The sequence below is a fragment of the Pseudomonas fjordensis genome (assembly GCF_976987115.1).
Genome location: NZ_OZ336860.1, coordinates 2,019,905 through 2,041,926, shown reverse-complemented (window position 1 = coordinate 2,041,926; position 22,022 = coordinate 2,019,905). Strand labels below are relative to the sequence as shown.

The 22,022-nt window shown below is 53.4% G+C and carries 21 protein-coding genes; 2 read left to right on the top strand and 19 right to left on the bottom strand.

Going from position 1 to position 22,022, the window contains the following annotated elements; translation table 11 throughout:
- Window positions 1-121 precede the first annotated feature (121 nt).
- The 4 genes from kdpC to kdpF form a co-directional block, all read right to left on the bottom strand.
- A complete protein-coding gene (kdpC, locus tag ACWHXD_RS09430; protein WP_138762125.1) occupies window positions 122-667 on the bottom strand; it encodes a potassium-transporting ATPase subunit KdpC in 546 nt (181 codons plus the stop codon).
- Between the two features lie 112 nt (window positions 668-779).
- Window positions 780-2,837, bottom strand: coding sequence for a potassium-transporting ATPase subunit KdpB (gene kdpB, locus ACWHXD_RS09425; protein WP_192901640.1), 2,058 nt, complete (start codon window positions 2,835-2,837; stop codon window positions 780-782).
- Window positions 2,838-2,852: 15 nt separating this feature from the next.
- Window positions 2,853-4,547, bottom strand: coding sequence for a potassium-transporting ATPase subunit KdpA (gene kdpA, locus ACWHXD_RS09420; RefSeq protein WP_098952319.1), 1,695 nt, complete (start codon window positions 4,545-4,547; stop codon window positions 2,853-2,855).
- 9 nt (window positions 4,548-4,556) lie between these two features.
- Complete coding sequence (gene kdpF, locus ACWHXD_RS09415) at window positions 4,557-4,646, bottom strand: K(+)-transporting ATPase subunit F (protein WP_003218754.1); 90 nt, start codon at window positions 4,644-4,646, stop codon at window positions 4,557-4,559.
- Between the two features lie 1,015 nt (window positions 4,647-5,661).
- Here kdpF and eat point away from each other — a divergent pair.
- Window positions 5,662-7,026, top strand: a complete 1,365-nt coding sequence (gene eat, locus ACWHXD_RS09410; RefSeq protein ID WP_047710375.1) for an ethanolamine permease — start codon at window positions 5,662-5,664, stop codon at window positions 7,024-7,026.
- 111 nt (window positions 7,027-7,137) lie between these two features.
- Window positions 7,138-7,305, top strand: coding sequence for a DUF2897 family protein (locus ACWHXD_RS09405; protein WP_003172675.1), 168 nt, complete (start codon window positions 7,138-7,140; stop codon window positions 7,303-7,305).
- A 57-nt stretch (window positions 7,306-7,362) separates the two neighbouring features.
- Here ACWHXD_RS09405 and ACWHXD_RS09400 read toward each other — a convergent pair whose 3' ends face one another.
- From ACWHXD_RS09400 to ACWHXD_RS09330, 15 genes are all read right to left on the bottom strand, one after another.
- Window positions 7,363-8,211, bottom strand: a complete 849-nt coding sequence (locus ACWHXD_RS09400) for an urea carboxylase-associated family protein (RefSeq protein WP_499083866.1) — start codon at window positions 8,209-8,211, stop codon at window positions 7,363-7,365.
- 14 nt (window positions 8,212-8,225) lie between these two features.
- Window positions 8,226-8,870 carry a GntR family transcriptional regulator gene (locus ACWHXD_RS09395; protein ID WP_138762128.1) on the bottom strand — a complete coding sequence of 215 codons (645 nt, stop codon included), beginning with the start codon at window positions 8,868-8,870 and terminating at the stop codon, window positions 8,226-8,228.
- 141 nt (window positions 8,871-9,011) lie between these two features.
- On the bottom strand, window positions 9,012-9,344 hold the full coding sequence (locus ACWHXD_RS09390) for a ComEA family DNA-binding protein (RefSeq protein WP_138762129.1): 333 nt from the start codon (window positions 9,342-9,344) through the stop codon (window positions 9,012-9,014).
- Between the two features lie 161 nt (window positions 9,345-9,505).
- Window positions 9,506-10,114: an HAD family hydrolase gene (locus ACWHXD_RS09385; protein WP_069557181.1), complete on the bottom strand. Its 609-nt coding sequence runs from the start codon at window positions 10,112-10,114 to the stop codon at window positions 9,506-9,508.
- A complete protein-coding gene (locus ACWHXD_RS09380; RefSeq protein WP_078802756.1) occupies window positions 10,111-11,007 on the bottom strand; it encodes an NAD-dependent epimerase/dehydratase family protein in 897 nt (298 codons plus the stop codon). The genes ACWHXD_RS09385 and ACWHXD_RS09380 overlap by 4 nt, the downstream gene beginning before the upstream one ends.
- A complete protein-coding gene (locus ACWHXD_RS09375; protein ID WP_069557179.1) occupies window positions 11,004-12,071 on the bottom strand; it encodes an ATP-grasp domain-containing protein in 1,068 nt (355 codons plus the stop codon). Before ACWHXD_RS09375 ends, ACWHXD_RS09380 begins: the two co-directional genes overlap by 4 nt.
- A 195-nt stretch (window positions 12,072-12,266) precedes the next feature.
- A complete protein-coding gene (locus tag ACWHXD_RS09370) occupies window positions 12,267-14,264 on the bottom strand; it encodes a polysaccharide biosynthesis protein (protein WP_179119733.1) in 1,998 nt (665 codons plus the stop codon).
- A gap of 119 nt (window positions 14,265-14,383) precedes the next feature.
- Window positions 14,384-14,944: a sugar transferase gene (locus ACWHXD_RS09365; protein ID WP_069557178.1), complete on the bottom strand. Its 561-nt coding sequence runs from the start codon at window positions 14,942-14,944 to the stop codon at window positions 14,384-14,386.
- Between the two features lie 27 nt (window positions 14,945-14,971).
- The gene (locus ACWHXD_RS09360) at window positions 14,972-16,078 is read right to left on the bottom strand and encodes an acyltransferase family protein (RefSeq protein WP_069557177.1); all 1,107 of its coding nucleotides are present in this window, start codon (window positions 16,076-16,078) and stop codon (window positions 14,972-14,974) included.
- Window positions 16,071-17,081: an NAD-dependent epimerase/dehydratase family protein gene (locus ACWHXD_RS09355; RefSeq protein WP_238344554.1), complete on the bottom strand. Its 1,011-nt coding sequence runs from the start codon at window positions 17,079-17,081 to the stop codon at window positions 16,071-16,073. Before ACWHXD_RS09355 ends, ACWHXD_RS09360 begins: the two co-directional genes overlap by 8 nt.
- 2 nt (window positions 17,082-17,083) lie before the next feature.
- Window positions 17,084-18,190, bottom strand: coding sequence for a DUF1972 domain-containing protein (locus ACWHXD_RS09350; protein WP_138762130.1), 1,107 nt, complete (start codon window positions 18,188-18,190; stop codon window positions 17,084-17,086).
- Entirely contained in the window at window positions 18,180-19,274 is a 1,095-nt protein-coding gene (locus tag ACWHXD_RS09345) for a glycosyltransferase family 4 protein (protein WP_069557175.1), read from the bottom strand. The genes ACWHXD_RS09350 and ACWHXD_RS09345 overlap by 11 nt, the downstream gene beginning before the upstream one ends.
- A gap of 11 nt (window positions 19,275-19,285) precedes the next feature.
- On the bottom strand, window positions 19,286-19,975 hold the full coding sequence (locus ACWHXD_RS09340) for an acyltransferase (protein WP_069557174.1): 690 nt from the start codon (window positions 19,973-19,975) through the stop codon (window positions 19,286-19,288).
- Complete coding sequence (locus ACWHXD_RS09335; protein ID WP_138762131.1) at window positions 19,975-20,850, bottom strand: glycosyltransferase family protein; 876 nt, start codon at window positions 20,848-20,850, stop codon at window positions 19,975-19,977. The genes ACWHXD_RS09340 and ACWHXD_RS09335 overlap by 1 nt, the downstream gene beginning before the upstream one ends.
- Complete coding sequence (locus tag ACWHXD_RS09330; RefSeq protein WP_138762132.1) at window positions 20,825-22,000, bottom strand: hypothetical protein; 1,176 nt, start codon at window positions 21,998-22,000, stop codon at window positions 20,825-20,827. The genes ACWHXD_RS09335 and ACWHXD_RS09330 overlap by 26 nt, the downstream gene beginning before the upstream one ends.
- Window positions 22,001-22,022 lie beyond the last annotated feature (22 nt).

The following is a 22,022-nucleotide window of genomic DNA, read 5'->3' as shown; positions in this document are numbered from 1 at the left end:
GTCCTTCGATAATTAATGTAGGAGCGAGCTTGCTCGCGAAAAACTCAAGAGCGCCGCGTTTATTCTGGGCGCCCGCGTCATCGTTAACGATCTTCGCGAGCAAGCTCGCTCCTACAGGGGGTCAGAGTTGTTCCAGGGCCATGTTGAGGGCCAGGACGTTTACTACGGGCGGGCCAACCAACGGGCTTTCGATGTGCTCATCCAGCAACCGCTGCAAGGTCGACACCGGCACATTTCGCGCCGCCGCTACTCGCGCCAGTTGATAGGCAATCGCCTGCGGTGGCAAGTGGGGATCAAGGCCACTGCCGGAGGTGGTCAGCGAGGCCAGTGGCACCGGGCCCTGGCCCGGCACTGACTTCTTGCTGGCCTCTTCGACTATGCGAGTGGCCAAGGCCGGATTGCTGGGCCCCAGGTTACTGGCACTGCTGGACACGGTGGCAAAAGCACCGGCGGACGGGCGTGGGTGAAACCAGCGGTCGCCGGTAAAGTCCTGGGCGATCAGGCTGGAGCCGCGCACCTTGCCGCTGGCGTCGTGCACCAGGCTGCCATTGGCTTGGTCGGGGAAGGCCACTTGCGCCACGCCAGTGACTACCAACGGGTAGGCCACGCCGGTGATCAGGGTCATGAGTACCAGCAAGCTCAGGGCTGGGCGGATGATGTTGGACATTTCAGACTCCTCAATTCAGTGGTGCGGTGGGACGCGGAGCGTCCGGGGCGGCGGCGTTCCCACGCAGAGCGTGGGAACGATCAGCAGAGCGTGGGAACGATCAGCGGCCAGGTCAAACCAGGTGCAGCGCGCTCAGCAGCATGTCGATGGCCTTGATCCCCACGAACGGCACCAACAGCCCGCCCAGCCCGTAGATCAGCAGATTGCGCCGCAACAACGCCGCCGCACTCGCGGCTTGCACGCGCACGCCGCGCAGGGCCAGTGGGATCAGCACCACGATAATCAGCGCGTTGAACACGATGGCCGAGAGGATCGCGCTCTGGGGGCTCTGCAAGTGCATGATGTTGAGCACGCCCAGTTGCGGGTAGATCGAGGCGAACAGCGCTGGCAGGATCGCGAAGTACTTGGCCACGTCGTTGGCGATGGAAAAGGTCGTCAGCGCGCCGCGAGTCACCAGCAGTTCCTTGCCGATCTGCACCACGTCCAGCAGCTTGGTCGGGTCGCTGTCGAGGTCGACCATGTTGGCGGCTTCGCGCGCGGCCTGGGTGCCGTCGTTCATCGCCATGCCGACGTCAGCCTGGGCCAGCGCCGGGGCGTCGTTGGCGCCGTCGCCGCACATGGCAACCAGACGACCATCGTTCTGCTCATGACGAATACGCGCGAGTTTCTTCTCTGGCGTGGCTTCTGCCAGCACGTCGTCCACCCCCGCTTCAGCGGCAATCGCGGCGGCGGTCAGCGGGTTGTCGCCGGTGACCATCACGGTACGAATCCCCAGCTTGCGCAACTCGGCAAACCGCTCGCGAATGCCGGGCTTGACCACGTCTTTGAGATGGATCGCTCCCAACAATTTGCCATCGGCGCACACCAGCAAGGGCGTGCCGCCGCTTTGGGCGATCTTGTCGATTTCCCGCGACAGCGCAGGCAGCAGGTCGCTGCGTTGCTGGCCGATAAACGCCAGCAGCGAGTCCACCGCGCCTTTGCGGAACACGTGGCCCTGGTAGTCGACACCGGACAAACGGGTCTCGGCGCTGAAAGGCACGGCGGTCAACGCCTCCAGGCTTGGCTCGGCCTGCGGGTGCAAGGCGCGCAGGTATTCAACGATGGACTTGCCTTCCGCCGTGTCATCGGCCAGCGACGCCAGCAGCGCGCCTTCGGCCAATTCGCGGCCACTGACGCCAGGCGCCGCGACCACGGCCGAGCAACGACGGTTGCCGAAGGTGATGGTGCCGGTCTTGTCCAGCAACAGCACATGCACGTCCCCCGCCGCTTCCACGGCGCGGCCAGACTTGGCGATCACATTGAGGCGCACCAGGCGGTCCATGCCGGCAATGCCGATGGCCGACAACAAGCCACCAATGGTGGTAGGAATCAGCGTCACCAGCAGTGCGACCAGAAACACCAAAGGCAAGCTGCCATTGGCGAAGTGGGCGAACGGCTGCAAGGTCACCACCACCAGCAGGAAGATCAGGGTCAGGCCGATCAGCAGGATATCCAGCGCGACTTCGTTGGGGGTCTTCTGGCGCTTGGCGCCTTCCACCAGGGCGATCATGCGGTCCAGGGTCGACTCGCCCGGGTTGGCGGTGATGCGGATCAACAGCCAGTCCGAGACCAACCAAGTGTTGCCGGTAACGGCCGAGCGGTCGCCGCCGGACTCGCGGATGACCGGGGCGGACTCGCCAGTGATCGCCGCTTCGTTGACCGCCGCAATACCTTCGACGACCTCGCCGTCACCGGGGATCATCTCCCCGGCAGCCACGCGTACCACATCACCCTTGCGCAGGCTGGTAGCCGGTATCATTTTGAAGCTGCCGTCAGCCTCCTGGCGGCGTGCGCTCAAGCCCTCGCTGCCGGCCTTGAGGCTGTCGGCACGGGCCTTGCCACGTCCCTCGGCCAAGGCTTCGGCGAAGTTGGCAAACAGCACGGTGAACCACAGCCACACGGCGATTTGCACGGCGACAAACGTTGGAACGGTGGTATCGGGCACAAAGCACAGCACGGTGGTGAGGATGGCGGTCAGTTCGACCACCAGCATCACCGGCGAGCGTTGCAGTTGGCGTGGGTCCAGCTTGACGAAGGCCTGGACCAGCGCCGGGCGCCACAGCGCAGAGATTGCGGTTTTGGCAGGCTCCTGGGGTTTGACCGGGGCCGCGTTTTTTGCAGGCATATTCATTTTCATATCCCTTAACTAGAAGCCCATGCTCAAGTGTTCAGCGATGGGACCCAACGCCAGTGTCGGCAGGAAAGTCAGGCCGCCCACCAGCAAAATGGTCACGGTCAATAGGGTCACGAACAGCGCGCCATGGGTGGGGAAACTGTTCTGGCCAATCGGTGCGGCCTTCTTCATCGCCAGGCTGCCGGCCAGGGCCAGCACCGGGAGGATGTAGCCGAAACGGCCGATCAGCATGCCCAGGCCGAGCATCAGGTTGTGGAACGGGGTGTTGGCGCCGAGGCCGGCAAACGCCGAACCGTTGTTGGCACTGGCCGAGGTGTAGGCGTAGAGCAACTGGCTGAACCCATGGGGGCCAGGGTTACTGATGGCACCCGCCGGGCCGGGCAGGCTGGCAGCGATGGCACTCAACACCAGCACGCCGACCGGCATCACCAGCAGGGTCACCACCAGCAATTGCACTTCCTTGGCTTGCAGCTTCTTGCCCAGGTATTCCGGGGTGCGGCCGATCATCAAGCCGGCGAGGAACACTGCGATCAACACGTTGAGCAACATGCCGTACATGCCGGCACCGACACCGCCGAAGATCACTTCGCCGACCATCATGTTGACCAATGCCACCATCCCACTCAGGGGGCTGAGGCTGTCCTGCATGCCATTGACCGAACCGTTGGAGGCCGCGGTGGTGGTCACCGACCACAGCACGGTGCCGGTGGTGCCGAAGCGTGTTTCCTTGCCTTCCAGCGGTGCGGTTTGCTCCACCGCCGGGTTGTTCAAGGTTGGGTTGGGCTGGTACTCGGACCACAGCGACGTCGCGCCGCCGATCAGAAACAGCGCCAGCATGCACGCGAGGATCGCCCGGCTCTGGCGCAGGTCCTTGACGTAGTGGCCGAAGGTAAACACCAACGCCACCGGGATCAGAATGATCGAGGCCACTTCAAACAGGTTGGCCCAGGCCGTCGGGTCTTCAAACGGATGCGCCGAGTTCACGCCGAAGAAGCCACCGCCGTTGGTGCCCAATTGCTTGATCGCAATCTGGCTGGCAGCCGGCCCCAGGGGAATCACCTGGTCCACGCCCTGCAGGGTGACGGCATCCACATAGTGGGCGAAGGTTTGCGGCACGCCCTGCCACACCAGAAACAGTGCGAGCACCAGGCACAACGGCAGCAGGCCGTAAAGGGTGGCGCGGGTCATGTCGACCCAGAAGTTACCCAGGGTCTGGGCAGATTTGCGCCCTATCCCACGGCATAAAGCGACCAGGACCGCGAGACCGGTCGCCGCACTGACGAAGTTCTGCACCGTGAGGCCGGCCATCTGGCTCAGGTAACTCAAGGACGCCTCGCCGCTGTAGTTCTGCCAGTTGGTATTGGTCATGAAACTGACGGCGGTGTTGAACGCCAGGGTCCATTCCTGGCCGGGCAATTTCTGCGGGTTCAATGGCAGGGAGCCCTGGAATAACAGGATCGAGAACAACAACAAGAAGCCCGCCAGGTTGAACGCGAGCAAGGCCAGCATGTATTTCTGCCAGCTCTGTTCTTGCTGCGCATCCACGCCCGAGAGGCGGTAACAGGCCTTTTCAACAGGCCCCAATACGGGCGTGAGCCAGGTGCGCTGGCCTTCCATCACCTTGTAGTAGAACCGCCCCAGAAACGGTGCCGGCACCAGTACCACGGCGAAGAAGGCGATGATCAGCCAATAGTCATAACTGTGCATAGCCCGCTCCTAGTTCCGATCCGCGCGTAACAGCGCAACCAGCAGATAAATGAACAGCGCCACGGCCAATAGCAGTGACACCCCGTCCAGAACGCTCATGGAAGTCTCCCCTTCGTGCGGCGATTGCCGCGTGTGGGGGCATTGTCCGCAGGAGCGGTGTAAAGGAACGAGAGCGAGGGGCTGGGTGGGGCGTAAAGATGGCGTAAAAAGTGGGTTTATGCGGGGTTTACAGGGAGATGTGCAATGGTTGGGAGGGCCTCATCGCGGCATAGATATCTACACAACTTTGGTGTGACGCTGGACTGGTGGCGAGGGAGCTTGCTCCCGTGGCGGACTGACGGCCGGCGCCTATCGCCCTGAAGCCCCAGGATCCAAATGTGGGAGCTGGCTTGCCTGCGAAGACGACCTGACAGCCGATGCTTATCTACCAGACACCCCGCGATCCAACTGTGGGAGCGGGCTTGCTCGCGAAGGCGGCCTGGCAGGCGACACAGTTGGATTGTGTACATATCCATTGCTGCGGTAACGGCCGCTTAGGGTTCCGCCCTGACGGCGGCTCACTTTTGAAGAGCCCAAAAGTAAGCAAAAGGCTCTTGCCCCACCACTCGGCACCTCGCTTAGGCTCGGTGTGCCCGTAATCCGCCAGTGATTTGGGGGGCCGCCGCCACGCGCCATCCATGGCGCGGGGCGGCTAAACCGGCATCCCTGCCGGTTTACCCCCCAAATCACTGTCGAATTACGGCCAGCGTGGTTTGACGGGGCGCTTAAGATCAAGATCACAAGCAGATCAAGATCAAGAGCGGCTCGCTTCGCATCGTGGTTACCGTTAAGCGCTACAAAGTTGTGTGGATACCTATGCTCATCGCGGGCAAGCCCGGCTCCCACATTCAACTGCGTTCTTTTCAGTTAACACTCGGTCAAGTGTGGGAGCGGGCTTGCCCGCGAAAGCGCCCGCCAAGTCACCACCGCACTTATGTGGTGCAACGCATGCCACATTCAAACGCCAAACCGTCCCCCCGGCGACATAGGCACTGCTTTACGACACAGTTCTGAGGCTTGGCATAGCCACTGCAACACCTTGAATCATTCCAAACGGTTCAGGGAGCGCAGCACAATGAACACACAACTCAAGCCCACCTTGGGCACCTTGCATCTATGGGGCATCGCCGTGGGGCTGGTGATCTCCGGCGAATATTTCGGCTGGAGCTATGGCTGGGGCGTCGCCGGTACCCTGGGCTTTCTGGTGACCTCGTTGATGGTCGCCGCGATGTACACCTGCTTTATCTTCAGCTTCACCGAGCTGACCACCGCGATTCCCCATGCCGGCGGCCCCTTTGCCTACAGCCGTCGCGCCTTTGGTGAAAAAGGCGGTTTGATTGCCGGCCTGGCCACCTTGATCGAATTCGTCTTTGCCCCGCCCGCGATTGCCTTGGCCATTGGCGCGTACCTGAACGTGCAGTTCCCGGCACTCGACCCCAAGCACGCCGCCGTCGGCGCCTACATCGTGTTCATGGGCCTGAACATCCTCGGGGTGAAACTCGCCGCCACCTTCGAGTTGGTGGTCTGCGTGCTCGCCGTCGCCGAACTGCTGGTGTTCATGGGCGTAGTCGCACCGGCCTTCAGCTTCAGCCACTTCGCCCTGAACGGCTGGGCCGGTTCCGACACCTTCGGTGCCCCGGCGATTGCCGGCATGTTTGCCGCCATCCCCTTCGCCATCTGGTTTTTCCTCGCCATCGAAGGCGCCGCCATGGCCGCCGAAGAAGCCAAGGACCCCAAGCGCACCATTCCGAAGGCCTACATCAGCGGCATCCTCACCCTGGTAATTCTGGCCATGGGCGTGATGTTCTTCGCTGGCGGCGTAGGCGACTGGCGCACCTTGTCGAACATCAACGACCCATTGCCCCAGGCGATGAAAACCGTGGTGGGCGACAGCTCCGGGTGGTTGCACATGCTGGTATGGATTGGCCTGTTCGGTCTGGTGGCGAGCTTCCACGGCATCATCCTCGGCTACTCGCGCCAGTTCTTCGCCCTGGCCCGTGCCGGTTATCTGCCGTCCTTCCTGGCCAAACTCTCACGCTTCCAGACGCCGCACCGGGCCATCCTCGCCGGCGGCGTGGTAGGTATCGCCGCCATCTACAGCGACGGCCTGATCAACCTGGGCGGCATGACCCTGACCGCCGCGATGATCACCATGGCGGTGTTCGGCGCCATCGTCATGTACATCATGAGCATGCTCAGCCTGTTCAAACTGCGTAAGACCGAACCACTGCTGGAACGCACCTTCCGCGCGCCGGGCTATCCCATCGTGCCGGGTATCGCGCTGGTACTGGCGCTGGTGTGCCTGGTGGCAATGGCCTGGTTCAATGCCTTGATCGGGCTGATCTTCCTGGGTTTTATGGCGGTGGGTTTCATCTACTTCCAGATGACCGCACAAGACCGCGTCGATGCACCGGCGGATGCAATGTTGACCGGACAATAGCGCCTATGAGGCAGAACGGGCCTACACTGAACTACTCAGAAAGCCCGTCACTCAAAGCAGTGATTACCGTGGGAAAATTCTCCCACGAACCTCTGCCTCAAGGAGCGTCTTATGCCGTGGTATGCATGGTTGATTATGGTAGTAGCGATCGGATCGATCGTCGGTGGCCTGATGATGCTGCGTGACAGCGCCAACAAGGTGGAACTCACCGACGAACAACGTAAACGCGTAGCCGAGCGCAATGCGCAGGCGGATGCCAAGGATGCGCAAGACAGATAAAACGCGTGTAACTCCGTGGCGAGGGAGCTTGCTCCCGCTGGGCTGCGAAGCAGCCCCCTACTCCCACTCCGCCTTGGCAATATGCAACCCATGTTGCCCCTTATAGTCCGCACGCTCAGGCTGGCTCCAGCCAGTAAGCAACTCATCCTCCAGCCTATAGATCTCAACCCCCAACGGACGACACACCGTCAACGGGTCCTGCGCCTCCGGCCCCCACATCGGCAGCGACAAATCCCCACCCGGGCACGTCGACAATGCACACAGCAGATCAATCTCGGCAAAGAATTCCAGGTAATCGCCCTTCTGCGCCGGACAGGCCTTCATGAAGTACATGTCATCGTGATTGAGCCCAGTACACTGGAAAATATTCAACACATCATGCACATCGAATTCCGTCAGCCCATGGGGCAATACCGCACGGGTCAAGTTCGAGTGGCAATGGTGATGAAAGTCCTCCCCAGTCAGCATACGGTTCACATAGGGGTCGCACCGCGTGCCCAACAAATCGTGCAAACGCCCACCGTGCTCATCAATGCCGTAGCTGGCCAGGCTGTCATCGGTAATAGTGACCAAGGGCCTTAGAAAAGGCAGGTTCGACCACAACCGATCATGGGTGCTGACATGGGCGCCTTGCAGCTGCCGGGTGCGCGCGGCCCACAAGCGTTCGCGCGGGTCATTGGCGTTCCACACGTTGAAATCCCCCACCTGTGGTCCCACCGGCGTGGTCACCCGAAACACATGCCCGGCCGACACCTTCCACGCCCTCCCCGTTCGAATCGGCACCTCGAACTGTTCGATCAACGTACGCTGGCCTTTCTGATCACGAATACGCTCATAGAACGCCGTATCCACCTGCAACGCCGAACCTTTGCTGACCTGGTACGCGGCGGGATAGTCTTTGTACATGGGGCACTCCTCCATCAAGGGTGATCAAACAGGGCGAGGGAAAGGCGTTCCGAATCGTCCAGGTACAGACTCATCGCCTCGCTGGCGGCCTGGGTTTGGTTGCGGGTTAGCAATGTGTATATCTCATGGTCACGCTCCAGCCAGGGGGACTGGAAGCGCTGCTCATCCGGCGCGGCGCAGAACGCCAAGCGCAACTGGGCTATTACCTGGGCGAAGAACTCGTCGAACAACGGGCTGCCCATCAACGCGACGATCTGTTGGTGAAACATCAGACTGTGAGTGGCCACGGCTCGCCAATCCTCCCGCTCCCGGGCCAGGGTGGTGGCGTCAATGGCGTTTTGCATAAGCGTCGATTGAGCGTCCGTCAGCGGCCCGCTTCGGGCGATCGCCTGCAACTCCAGGGTGCGACGGACGACGAAGAGGTCACGTACTTCTGCCCTCTCCAGGCGCCGAACCATGACGCCCTTATTGCGGATATAACGAGTAAGGCCCTCCTGGCCCAGACGATGCAGCGCCTCGCGAATCGTATTGCGGGATGCGTTGTAGACCTTGACCAGGTCGACCTCGATCAGCGGCATGCCTGGCAACAGCCGGCCGCCGATGATGTCGGCGCGCAGCTCCAGGGCGATCTGGTCGGCTAAAGATAAAGTGAGTGGCATTGTTACCTCGAGATTGTTGAACAATCACTGAGGAAGAGGTAACCACGTTTCGTGCCAATGCTGCCTGAGCGGAAATCGCAAGGTCCGCTAGTTAAAGGAAAGGCCGGTCTATGACCGGCCCTCCGCGCTGTTTTCACACCCTCAATTAATAACCAGCCTGTCGCGATTCTTTTCCAGCAATGCCTTGCCGATGCCTTTCACTTCCAGTAACTCATCCACCGCCGTGAACGGGCCGTTGCTCTCGCGATAGGCGATGATTGCCTTCGCCTTGGAAGCACCAATGCCAAACAGATCGCGACGCAGGGTTTCAGCGTCGGCGGCGTTAAGGTTGACCTTGGTGGATTGCTCGGCCTTGGTCATTTGGGTGGAGATGGGGGTTGGGGGTTCCGGCTTGATGGACGGCGCAGCGGTGGTGGCGACGGAGAGGCTGGTGAGGAAGGCGAAGATGAGGGAGGAGATGTAGAGGTTTTGCATTGGTGACGCTCCATGACATCGGTGAGGGAAAAGCAGCTTTTCCGAAGCTGCTTTTCAAAATTAGATGATGCTGGGAGAGAGTCAAAAGCGAGTGGGTAACAACGTGTAACTTAGCCTTGCCCATCTTTGTGCGAGTCGCAAGCCAAACATATACAGGAGCGCTAAAGCTTGAATTCGATAACGGACTCGAGAATTATTTTAGGAGAGTAACGCGACAGAGCGTCCGCTGTCATAAATCCTGTTAGGACTGCACAGGTATTGACTCCAAGGGCCATACCCACCTGGACGTCTTTTCCTGTATCGCCCACCACCCAATCATTCGGAGTTAAATTGGGCACCTTTTGAGCAATCAGAAACTCCTTGGTATTTCTCTGCTCGGTCACCATCACCTCGTCAAAATACTCGAGTAAATTCAACGTTTCCAACTGCACATAAACAGGGTCGACAAACTGACGAGCCGTACATACATACAACCGCGCTGACTCTTTTAATTCTTCCAATGTTTCATGCATGCCTGTAAAATTGGCGTCCATTTCTAGAAAAGAAGGACTTTCGATCAGCGCCATCCAATCACGCCTAAATTCAGTGACAGCGCCCGCATTGAAACCGAATTGATCTGACACTATCGCTTCGTTGGAATGCCCAGCGAACTTAAGTTCCCAGTATTCGGAAAAACTGAGCTTGGACTCAGGAACCAAGTGTTGAAAAAGCTGATGCAGACGCGGCTTGGAATCGATTAGCGTTCCATCGAGATCGAAGATTATATTCACATGAGACTCTTAAAGTAGGCAATTTCGGTACTCAAGCCCAATGTAAAATCAATCTCTTCGGGCAACAAATATTTCTTCAAGCGCGTTGTATCGAAAACGAAGTCTCTTTTGGTACCGTTGAACTCACGCTGCACAATCTCAACCTGCGCGCCGCTGAGCAGGATCAACTGATCCAATACGGCCCTGATTGACACCGCGTGACCTCCGACGAGGTTCACCACACCCACATTCTCATTTAACTCAACAGCGGCAAGAATTGACTGCACAACATCATCAATATAAATGAAGCTTCTTAACTCGGCACCGTCACCATACAGCTCGACAGGTTGAGCATCCAAGATACGCTTGATGGTTTTGGGGAGAAATTTTTCATATTTCTCTTCACCCGGGCCGTACACATGACCAACACGCAAAATTTGCCGATCAATATGTTGATCTCGTGCAAATCCAGAGATCATCTGCTCACAGTACAGCTTCGACCAGCCATATAAAGTAGCAGGTACAGTCGCTGTGGCCTCAGAGATAACCGTGTCTGCAGCGTAAACATCGAGCGTACTCGTAAATACTATTTTTCGCAGTGCATTAAAAGGCAGGTTCAGCAGTTTTTCAGTGAATGAGATATTTTCATTGCAGGCTGCGATGACATTTGCCTCACCCCCATTCTTGGGGGTGTAAGCACCAGCATGAATGACAACCTCGACATCTTGAATCTTGGCGAAGTCCTGTTGACCAAGACCAAAGTCAGGCAACCGCGCGTCATAGACGACGCTCTGACATTTACTGGTGGCCTGCGAACTGAATGCGATTACGTGCGTACTGCCCCATTTCGCTATGGCAGCATCCAGCAGACGTCCCCCGATAAAGCCTGACGATCCAGTAATCAGAACTTTCATAAGAATATGATCTCATCACGAATGCCCTGCTCAGTCGTCAATACCGGGCGAGTATCCATACCTCGGAGCCACATCAAGTCATTGGGTAAAGGGTTGATCTTCGTTTCGAGCTGCGGAAACTCATTATACAGAGCGATGTCCTTAAAGATCTCGGGCATATTCAAACCCGCTTCTGTAAAGAACTGAACCGTTGTAAAAAATCGTGAAATATTGATTTCTGTAGGGTTTGGAACACCATCAAACCCGTAAGCCATGTCAACACCGAATATCCCATGTGGTTTTTTCGAAACCGATTTGACACAGTTAATAGCAATGTCAGTGGCTTGGTCATTGGTACACGTCACTCCGACTTTGGTGACGCCAGTAACACCGGAGATACTTCGGTTGCCGTGTGTCCAGCTGCGACGCTCACGAGACTGTGCAACAATCAAGTTACCCTCATGCCATATAGAAAGCCATGTAATAGTATCTGGTGTAAGCAACTCAGCGGCGACGAAGTCGCCCCACCCTTTGTAATGATCAATCCAGGCCTTCGCCAGTGTAAAGTCATTGGTAGGTATGGCCCCCTTACCGCCACCACCGATAGAAGATGCACGCAACCAAATTTTCCCATCCGCGTTACCCAGTGCTTTAAATGCCTCTTTAAGATCCTGTTCGTCATTGATCATAATATTACGAGGTACAGGCACGCCTGCCTGTTTGAATGCTTCATACGACTTGTGCTTATGCACACAGGTATCAATGACGTCGTGGTCTGGCATGAAAAGCTTGGTGCCCGTTGCCAATATATCATCGCGTATCAAAGAGGCATGAAAGATCTCTAAATCATTCTGGAAATGCACTAGGTCAGGCTTTTCGGCCTCAAGCAATTGCAGCAACTTCTGCTTGTACTCTGGAGAGTTGGCGTATGGAATATAAAACTTTTTGCTCGCTTTGGATAATGCAAGATCAGAAGGTTCGGATCCCATACCGATGACAGTCTCGCCTTTGCGGCCCATCATAAGGGAGTTAATAACGCCTTCAGAAGGTGCGCCACCGGCCCCTGCGATAAGTATTTTAGACATTTGAGACTCCCATCTGTGAAGCACAGCACTTGAACTGCGCAAAAATAAATTCTTTTAATGACCAATAAAAATTGGAGCCAGCGATGTACATGTAATTCCGACAACCGGGTAATTCAAGATACCCGCCTGAGAGGCGTATGTTACTGGAACACTAGTATAGACACACGCCTGGCTTAAGCATTGCACGCTAAAACACTAGGGGTCCAATCGCCGCTGCTGGTAAATCCAATCAACAATCTCACCATCCGGAGTATAGCCACTGACAGTGTCACGTAACAGCTGGCGGACCCGGCCATAGTCATCCTGCTCAACTGCTGTGAGCAATTCCGTCAACTTGACCTTTAGCGCCTCCCAAGGCAAATGATCCTCGTTGGCGCTCATGATCATTGGGTGCTGCGTTGCCACCACGTTGTCACCGATCAACAACTCTTCGTACAGTTTTTCACCAGGACGCAAGCCCGAAAACTCGATAGCGATGTCGCCGTGAGGGTTCTTGTCGGAACGTACACTCAACCCGGACAGATGAATCATCTTTTCGGCCAGCTCGACAATCTTCACGGGTTCGCCCATGTCGAGGACGAACACATCCCCTCCAAGGCCCATGGAGCCAGCTTGTATGACCAGTTGCGCCGCTTCGGGAATGGTCATGAAGTAGCGGGTTATTTTCGGGTGGGTAACCGTTAACGGACCGCCAGATTTGATCTGCTTGTGGAACAACGGGATTACAGAGCCGGAAGAGCCCAGGACATTGCCGAATCTCACCATCGTGAAGCGGGTTTTATTCACCCGGGAGACATTGGACTTGTCACCGAACAGCACGGGCGCAAGCTCACGACTCAAAGCTTGAAGGGTGAGTTCAGCCAGACGCTTGGTGCTACCCATGACATTGGTTGGTCGAACAGCCTTATCCGTCGAGATCAGGACAAAATTCGATGCGCCGGCCTGAAGTGCCGCTTGGGCGGTGTTCAGTGTGCCAATAACATTATTCAACACACCTTCTGCAATGTTGTGCTCGACAATGGGTACATGCTTATACGCCGCCGCGTGGTAAACCGTGTCGACACGCCAGGTCTTCATCACGTCAAGCAACTTTGCCTGATCACGCACGGACCCCAATATAGGGAGCAATTTGACCGGCAATGAATTGCGGGTAATACGCTGTTCCAGCTCAGAAAGAATGCTGTAGAGATTGAACTCACTGTGCTCGAACAACAGCAGGGTCATAGGCTTGAGTTCGAGAATTTGCCGGCACAGCTCAGAACCAATTGACCCGCCCGCCCCAGTTACAAGCACATTCAGCCCTTTGATGCAGTGCTCAAGCAGTTCATCTTGAGCAGGCACCGAATCACGGCCGAGTAAGTCAGCGATATCGACTTCTTGAATATCGTCAACTTTGACTCGGCCGCTGGCAAGGTCCATGAAACCGGGAACGCTGCGAACGTGGAGGGGGAAGCCCTCCAGAAAACCAAGAATCTCACGGCGCCGCCCGCGGCTTGACGATGGAATGGCCAAGAGAACTTCCTGCGCTCCCGTGACATCAATCATGCGCTGGATATGCTTGGGCTTATAGACTTGAAGCCCGGAAATGACACGATCGGAGATAGTGGTATCGTCATCGATGAACGCCACTGGCCGCATAACGCGCCCCATGCGCAATGCTGCGACCAGTTGATTGCCCGCCGCACCTGCACCATAGATCGCGACACGCGGAAGACCGTCTTCACGGTTGGTAAAAGGCACATGTTGTGCCGCCGCAAACCAATCGCCCAAAAAGTATTGGCGCATGGTCAAGCGTAAACCGCCGACCATGATCAAGCTTAACCACCAATAGTTGAAGATGATCGAGCGGGGCACGACATTTTGATGGTTGCTATACCAATAGACCACGACACCTAGAATCAGTGATGAAAGACTGACAGCCTTGATAATCGCTACCAGTGCATCATTGCCAAAATAACGCATGACAGCACGATACATACCAAAGCGAATAAAAAGCGGAATAGCCACCACCGGTGCAGCCAAGAACAGCCAAAGATGCATTTTGACCGGGTTGATCATCTCATCAATGCCGAGGCGAACAACAAACGCCATCCACAGCGCCAGAAAAACCAGGACAACGTCCGCAACTACCTGTATCAGTCGTTTCTTGTGACGAGGCAGTTTCAATAGCCAAGTGCGCAACCGGTTAATCATGATTCACCTACGGTCCTTGCGTTAGATCAAAATTCTTGTCGACCGCGCAATAAACGCAGAACAAAAAACACACTGTACGGTACCTGCCTGAACAAGCCAGCCATATACGTCCTACAGCTTCAATGGGAAACGCCATCGCGCTTGAGCACCTTCAAAGCTGTCAAAAACAGGATTTTCAGATCGAAAAGCAAACCCATATTTTTGGCGTAATAGGCATCATAGCCAACCTTAACCGGTATCGGCAACTCGTCCCGTCCGTTCACCTGCGCCCAGCCTGTGAGACCCGGCCGGATGAGATGTACGCCTTGTTCGGTACGCAAGGCAATAAGATCTGCCTGGTTGAAAAGCGCCGGCCTAGGCCCGACAAAACTCATGTCACCCGCAATGATGCTCCACAACTGAGGCAACTCATCCAGACTGGACTTTCTTAGGAAATTTCCAATCGGCGTAAGGTACTGAGCCGGGTCCTGCAGCAAATGCGTGGCGACCGCTGGGGTTCCCGTGCGCATTGAGCGAAACTTTGGCATCTTGAAGACGGCATTATTCATCCCCACCCGATCGGACCAATACAGAGCAGGTCCTTTTGACGTCAACTTTACCGCGACGGTAACAAGTACAATCGGGATGAGGAGTATGAGCAATGCAAAAAAGCTCAGCAAAAGATCAAAAAAACGCTTCATGTTGAACACCAACCTTTAAATTCAGAGCTATCGAGTTGAGTACTGAGTAACCATTCTCGCCACGTTGGCGAGTGATTGAGACAATCGCTCGGCGATTGCCTTTTTACGCAAAATACAAGGATGCTCAATAAAGTGCCAGGAAAGTACTGCGGGAATAAGCGCTAGTGGCAAAGCCACCAGGATCATCGTCACTGGCGATATACCCTTCCAGACGTGCGCTAAAATCTCTTGCGTTGGAAAGGCGTAGATATAAAGGCCATAAGAATAGTCTCCCCACCGATTAAACTGACGAGCAAACCATTGCGTATTGAAGGCGACCCAGAATACTGAGTAACTCCAGGCCGCTACAAAAGCCTCAACAAAAACAGGCGACGCGTATAAGAAAAGCGTCACTAACCAACAGGTGCCGACTATACGATAATCTAGGCGAATATTGAACCTGTATGCATAAAGCAGCATACCTATCACGAATGCGAAACTCCACTGCACCCATGTACGCGTCTGGAAACCTGGACTGATAAATTCCGCCTGCAGCAAAAATTTAAATGTAAAATAAAATAAGAAGTACACCACAAAAAACACTGAAATACGGCGTAGCCTTTTCAAAAGACCCAAGATCCCCAGTACCAAAACCAAGGCGTACAGCAAGACTTCATAATACAGCGTCCACAACGACCCATTGATCCCCGGGTATGGATTGTCCTGGAACAAGCCAGGCAACTGGAACTGAATACTCTTCAATTTCAAGTTGGCCGTCACATAACTATAGACTTCCGATGAGGAGAAATAATCATGGGCGTTCAGAGTTGAAAAAATCGGGCCTATGACACAGGCGCTTAAAACCAGCACCACCAGCAGCGCTGGATACAGCCGTAAAAATCTCGCAACGACAAAATCAACCGCACTTTTTGATCGCTGATAACTCAGCGATATAAAAAATCCAGAAATACAAAAAAAGGTAAATACGCCTAGCCCTCCAAGCGAGATACCAAGTTGAGCTACCAGCGGCTCGACCTCGCCGGGCCCACGCGAAAGCGGATAGGCGTGAGAAACCAGAACAAAAGAGGCCGCAACCATGCGGATAAAATTGAAGTTATTATGCCTGTCGTTGAGGCTCTCTTCTAGATTAGCCATGGGAGATTCCATTATGCGCATCTTGATAATAACGAGCCGTAATAGCAAAGGCTTCATCAACGCTGACAGGCGGCACCCAGTCCAAAATTTCTTGCGTATCCGTAATATCTACTTGAAGCGACCCGCACAGGCGTTGAAAAAATTCTTTCTTGCCCACCATCGATGCGGCCAGCCCCAAGAGAGATTGCGGGAACGCAAATATGTGGGATTTTTTGTTCATCGCCACAGCAAGCTTTTCCAGGATCTGGCCTATCGATAAGTCTTCACCATCACTGACCAGAAAGACGCGATTAGCTGCCTTGGGGTGATGAATGCACACGCAAATCAAATCGATCAAATTATCGATAAACACCAGACTCCGACGATTATTAATTGTACGCAGTGGCAAAGGAAGGCCTTTGCTAACGGTAGCTAACATCTTTTCAAAGTTTGCCTTTACACCCGGGCCGTACACCAACACAGGCCTGATGATTACCACGTCCATTGAGGTTTTCCCCGCCAGCGCCATCAATGCCTGCTCGGCCTCGAGCTTGGACAAGCCATAATCGTCAAGCGGTGCGGGGGCATCCGAAGGCTTGAAAGCACGGCGGCCGTCGGTCTCCTCACCGTTGACCTTGACAGAGCTGATATAGATGAACCGCTTAATGCCAGCTTGCGCGGCCTGCCGGGCGAGATTGAGCGTGGCATCAACGTTCACCTGTCGAAAGGCCTGCAACGGATTGCTATGCGTTTCGTTCATGATGTGAGCACGACCCGCGGAGTGGATTACAACTTCCACTCCCTGCAATGCGACACTCCAGTCGTTGTCCTCTGACAGCGATGAGATAATGCAATGCTGAACACCTGGGAGCACAGTGGCCGCGTGTTTTCGCGTCACGTTGACAACCGGGTAGTTGGCATTGACCAAGGCCTCAAGCAGGGGGCGTCCTACAAAACCTGTGCCGCCGGTTAGAAGAGTCTTCGGCATTTGAGAAATTGGGGTGCCACTCAAACCATCGGACATGATCAAGCCCTATCGGATGACAGCAGTTGTTTGAATAATTTATCGTATTGAGAAGATACCCCTTCCCAACGATAACGACGAACTGCAATCTCATGCATTTTTTTACTCAGCTCTGCCCGCGCCGCTTCGTCAGCGAATAGCATGGAAGCATGATCTATAAGCGACTCACTGGAAGCGAAGAACTTGGCACCGTCCTCGGTAGATGCACGGTTGAACGACACATCGAATGCGATGATCGGCAGGCTCAACCACATTGCCTCCACCAGGGACGGGTTGGTTCCACCTGCACTGTGACCGTGAATATAAATAGTGGCATTGCTGCGCAACGGGCTCAGTTCATCACCGTTGTAGATGGGGTCCAGCAGGTGGAGGTTCTCTGCGCCTGAGTATTTATCCTGGAGCGCCTTGCCATATTCACTCTGCTTCCAATTGCCGACGATGACCAGGGGAAGTCCGCTCGTGTGGAAGGCTTCGACAACAATATGGATATTATTTTCAGGTTCAATCCTGCAGACAGAAAACGCATAGGGATTTTTTAGAAACGGATAGCGTGCCCGATCTTCGTCAGTCAATGCACGAGTTTTGGCCTGATCACCACCATAGGCAATAAGGGTACTTTCTCGACCGTATTCGCTACGCACATAGTCCTGAAGAACCTGATTATCAGTGACCACGGCGTCAGAATACTTGACTGCCACAGCCTCCGAAAACTTCAAGAACTTCTTGGCCAGGGGCGACCACTTTGCCCGCTTCCATTCATAGCCATCAATATTGACGACGATCTTTTTCTTCGTCAGCATTTTGATGAATGGAAGTGCAATACAACCGGAAACCCCGAGAATTACCAACACATCATTTTTTCGATAAGCATGCAACATGCTGACTATGTCATAGGGAATGCTTTGCACACCATTGGCCTTCAACGGTACATAAATCAAATCAGCATTGCCGTACTTCTTCGGTTGAGACACGTAGGATTTCGAGCTGCAATACACCGAAATCTTGTACTCACGATCCAGGTAGGTCACTAGTTGCTCTGACAGCGTTTCCCACCCACCGTATTGTGCGGGAAGGCCAACCGTGCCAATGACTGCAAATTTAAATCTCATCAAACACCCCGAGCACACCACTTTCAAATTGTTCACTTGAGAAACTAAGTGACTTCACCCTCGCCGCTTCAGATAGGCGGTAACAAACATCCGGGTTTTCTTGGAGAAATACCAGTTTGGCAGCAATATCTTCGACTCGATCAGAAGCCATTAAGTACCCCTCAGAGTCTTCGGACACCAGTTCAATGGGCCCTCCTACTGGCGGCACTATACATGGAATCCCAAATGAAAGGGCTTCAAGGATGGTTAGTCCAAACGTCTCCACACACTCATCTGGCTTTGACAGACTGAGCAGAACACTAGCCTTTTTGTAATACGATGCAACGTCAGTACAATTAGAAACTATCGTCAAGTTTTCAGGCAGCTTAGTGTTAGAAAAAAAGTCGGAAATCTCCGTTTTAGTAGCACCCAAAATCAGCGTAAAATCAATTTTTTGGCGACCGTTGAGCAGATGAGCAATCCGTACAAATTCATTGACGCCTTTATAGCCTTTCAGAGAGCAAATCATCAGCACACTAAATTTCCCGCCTGGCAAAGACTGGTAAACATAAGCCGCTGCGATGCAACTCAAGCTGCGCGGAATGGAGTTGTAAACAACACTACCTTTAATAGCTGGAACAGCTTCTGTTTGCGCTAGAAAATTTGAAACATATATATTATGACTTGCAGTTATTTTAACCACCCAACGCAAAAAATACCTTAACGGTTTTGGACGAATAGATGCTTCGTGAATATGATAAACAACCTGAACGCCTAAAACCCTGCCGGCCAACGCAGCACCAAAAGGCAGCAAAGTGTTAATATAAAATACCGCTGAAGAATTTCTGTATTTCAGAAGTTTAAAAAACAAAACAACCTGCGAAAATGTATAGCTTAGCAATGTGAGATATTTACTTTCAAACCGCTTGTAGAAATAGCGCCTTTGAACGCAAGGAACGGACGAAAGAAAACCATCATTACGTTTGCCTCCTAAATACAACTCAGCATCAACCCCCTTACCTGATACCGTATCAATAACTTGAGAAAGGACTTTTGGGCTGCCGCTGTAATCGTTAAGCAAATGAAAGAATATAATTTTTTTCACTACAGATCCTTTTAACTACGCTCTTTTATTCGCTTTGCAGGCACACCAGCGTAAATTGAATTAGCGCCGTATCGTCCCGCTTTTAATACTGCTCCGGCCGCAACAATACAACCTTCCTCAAGGATAACACCATCCAACACGGTCACTTTAGCACCGAGCCAGCAATTGTTACCTATTTGAATCCCTACATGACTCACACCCTGAAGACGAATAGGCGTCGAAGGTTCAGCAAAATTATGATTTTCCGAATGGAAGGACACGTAGTTACCAATGATTGTGTCATTGCCTATGGAAATACCACCCGCACAGCCCAAAAAGCTACCGCTGCCGATGCCAACATTGTTTCCAATAGAAAGCCCCTTGCCCAAATTGGTCAGACTACCGGTGCACTCAATAGTAACATTTTTCTTTAAAGAAACCCCGCTACCGAACGTGATCCCTTGGACCGCCAAAGCATCGATATAGCACCCATCATCTATGACAAGCCCTTTGCCACCGAAGATCATCGACCTTGCCTTCACCGTGACACGCTTTCCCACCAGAGTGACTGATAGCCGCCTAAATTTCAGGAATCCGTTGATCGCCATGTACGCTTTAGATAAGACGAAATCAAAGAGGTAGCCGTCAGGAATGCGCCTATCAATTTTGATGCCCCGTTTCCTTACCTTTAAAGAAAGAAATTCAACCAACTCTATCAACATTATTTTTTCTCTTTAAAAGATGACATGTATGAGCGAATAAATCCGATATCTCTGTACGAAACACTTTTCTTCACTGAGGAAACAACCAAATAAGCTTCCACCACACAGTGAAACAGGAAACTTTTTCGTTCGAACATAACTCGGAAACCTCGAATCATTTCCTGAAATCGAAAAATAGCGCGCCCAGGACTATCCGACGTATGCTCAGAAAGGTCATGCTGCAAGACAGTATCTAGCACATAAAAATGTGAATAGTAGGTCTCGTACCTCACAAAAAACTCTGTGTCAGTTGCATAGAACTTTAGCCGCTCATCAAAGAGCGGCGTCATTCTTTCGTAACAAGCTTTGGTGAAAATCAAACCACTGTTGATGCCAAGTTTATTAAGTGATGTGTTCATCCCACTTTCAACTGCCAGTAACAATCGGCCAAAAAACCAGAACCGCGCACCCGGACTCACGAGTTTGCCCTCCGAGTAAATCTTAGGCAGCATTATACCAAATGCATCCGGTGACGACTTCGCTTCAAATTCAATTGCACTGGCAATCTCGCCAACATAATTCTCCGCGGAATAATCAGTATCATCATCTGAAATCATGAAATGTGTCGCACCGGCCGCAAACGCCTGAGCGGCAACACGATTATAGATATGAGACAACCCTTCATTATTACCTTCCAGCCAAGTCAACCCATCCCTAACCAAACGGGGCGAACACTGTGGCGTGTTATTCCACACAAAAAAATCAACTTCAATGCCTTTTTCACAAAAATAGCTGGCGCTATGCAGCAATGTTGTTATAGCAGACGAATCCTTATAATGCCGCTTATAAAGAACAATCAATATCGAAAGCTTAGATTTTACGATATTTTGAGTCATACATTACCACCACTATAACCAGCACAAATAGATACAATACGACACTATTGGTGTAGGACTGGAAGAAGAAACTGCTAAGGAAAAATGGGTAGCTGATCACTAGATAGTCAGCGACGCCAGACATAAACGCGCTTCCTCCTGCACGTAACTGCTGCGTCACCGCGACGACCTTAGCGTAAAATAGGATCAGGCCGATCATAATGGTCAGACCAAGATAGCCGGCGGAAGCCAGGAGATTCAACCACAACGAATCATACCAGTGTGCCTGACCAGGTCCTATGGCACCGAAGCCCAGGCCCAACGGCATGGAGCCCAATGATTCGAGAACCACGTACCACTGCCTTACGCGGTCCAAGGCGGATAAATCGTCGGTGTACCCCAAGGCCAGGTACAGAAATATGGAACTTGTAAACATCACGAAATAGCTGTAGCCCAACGCGCTAATAAGCCGTTTCCGCTTGAACAACTGTAATACGATCAAAAAGAATATCGCAGATACCATTCCGATAACGGCAGTTCTGACTGAGCCGTAACAAATCACCAGCATCGAAAAAACAGCGACCAGCACATACCCGATTAAACTTAAGGTGTACTTTCGTTTCCTGATTGCCTGCACGAGCAGACAGCTGGCAAATAGTGCAGTATTCAAAACAAAGGCATTGAATTCAAGGGTACCGGTAAAGAACCCGGACATCCTGGCACTCCCCTCCCTCATGGAGTTGTACGCCTCCAATTCAAATCCTTTTTCCGTTAGCAGTGGCCAATACCAGAACTGCTCAGCATCAGTGATAGTGAGAAATTGATAAACGGCATAACCACCACAAACAAAAGTCATGGCCACCAGCGTGGAAAACATCAACCTCAGTTTTACTTCAAGCTCTAAATCCCGACATATCGCATTCACCATCAGCGCAAAAATAATAGGCATGGCAAAGGAGCGAAACATGCGAAATGATCCATCGGTAAGCTCACCGCACAGCACATAAAATATGAGAAAAAAAGCAAATATCAGCAACTGTTCTTTATACTTGCGCGGTATCGAATGCTGAGTACCGGCCTGAAAAAACACGATCAGCACTGTCAGCAGAATATAGAACAGTACCGCGCCCTCGCGCCAGGCCGCAAAAACAGCAGGCGCATGGAAGGTCAAGATAAGATAATCCGAAAACAAG

What these genes read in the sequence shown, in the direction of transcription:
- ACWHXD_RS09380 (WP_078802756.1), bottom strand. Translation starts at nt 11,007, where the DNA reads ATGAAAGTTCTGATTACTGGATCGTCAGGCTTTATCGGGGGACGTCTG.
- ACWHXD_RS09395 (WP_138762128.1), bottom strand. Translation starts at nt 8,870, where the DNA reads ATGCCACTCACTTTATCTTTAGCCGACCAGATCGCCCTGGAGCTGCGC.
- eat (WP_047710375.1), top strand. Translation starts at nt 5,662, where the DNA reads ATGAACACACAACTCAAGCCCACCTTGGGCACCTTGCATCTATGGGGC.
- ACWHXD_RS09375 (WP_069557179.1), bottom strand. Translation starts at nt 12,071, where the DNA reads ATGTCTAAAATACTTATCGCAGGGGCCGGTGGCGCACCTTCTGAAGGC.
- ACWHXD_RS09365 (WP_069557178.1), bottom strand. Translation starts at nt 14,944, where the DNA reads ATGAAGCGTTTTTTTGATCTTTTGCTGAGCTTTTTTGCATTGCTCATA.
- ACWHXD_RS09360 (WP_069557177.1), bottom strand. Translation starts at nt 16,078, where the DNA reads ATGGCTAATCTAGAAGAGAGCCTCAACGACAGGCATAATAACTTCAAT.
- ACWHXD_RS09355 (WP_238344554.1), bottom strand. Translation starts at nt 17,081, where the DNA reads ATGTCCGATGGTTTGAGTGGCACCCCAATTTCTCAAATGCCGAAGACT.
- kdpB (WP_192901640.1), bottom strand. Translation starts at nt 2,837, where the DNA reads ATGAATATGCCTGCAAAAAACGCGGCCCCGGTCAAACCCCAGGAGCCT.
- kdpC (WP_138762125.1), bottom strand. Translation starts at nt 667, where the DNA reads ATGTCCAACATCATCCGCCCAGCCCTGAGCTTGCTGGTACTCATGACC.
- ACWHXD_RS09350 (WP_138762130.1), bottom strand. Translation starts at nt 18,190, where the DNA reads ATGAGATTTAAATTTGCAGTCATTGGCACGGTTGGCCTTCCCGCACAA.
- ACWHXD_RS09335 (WP_138762131.1), bottom strand. Translation starts at nt 20,850, where the DNA reads ATGACTCAAAATATCGTAAAATCTAAGCTTTCGATATTGATTGTTCTT.
- ACWHXD_RS09370 (WP_179119733.1), bottom strand. Translation starts at nt 14,264, where the DNA reads ATGATTAACCGGTTGCGCACTTGGCTATTGAAACTGCCTCGTCACAAG.
- ACWHXD_RS09400 (WP_499083866.1), bottom strand. Translation starts at nt 8,211, where the DNA reads ATGTACAAAGACTATCCCGCCGCGTACCAGGTCAGCAAAGGTTCGGCG.
- ACWHXD_RS09340 (WP_069557174.1), bottom strand. Translation starts at nt 19,975, where the DNA reads ATGTTGATAGAGTTGGTTGAATTTCTTTCTTTAAAGGTAAGGAAACGG.
- kdpA (WP_098952319.1), bottom strand. Translation starts at nt 4,547, where the DNA reads ATGCACAGTTATGACTATTGGCTGATCATCGCCTTCTTCGCCGTGGTA.
- kdpF (WP_003218754.1), bottom strand. Translation starts at nt 4,646, where the DNA reads ATGAGCGTTCTGGACGGGGTGTCACTGCTATTGGCCGTGGCGCTGTTC.
- ACWHXD_RS09405 (WP_003172675.1), top strand. Translation starts at nt 7,138, where the DNA reads ATGCCGTGGTATGCATGGTTGATTATGGTAGTAGCGATCGGATCGATC.
- ACWHXD_RS09390 (WP_138762129.1), bottom strand. Translation starts at nt 9,344, where the DNA reads ATGCAAAACCTCTACATCTCCTCCCTCATCTTCGCCTTCCTCACCAGC.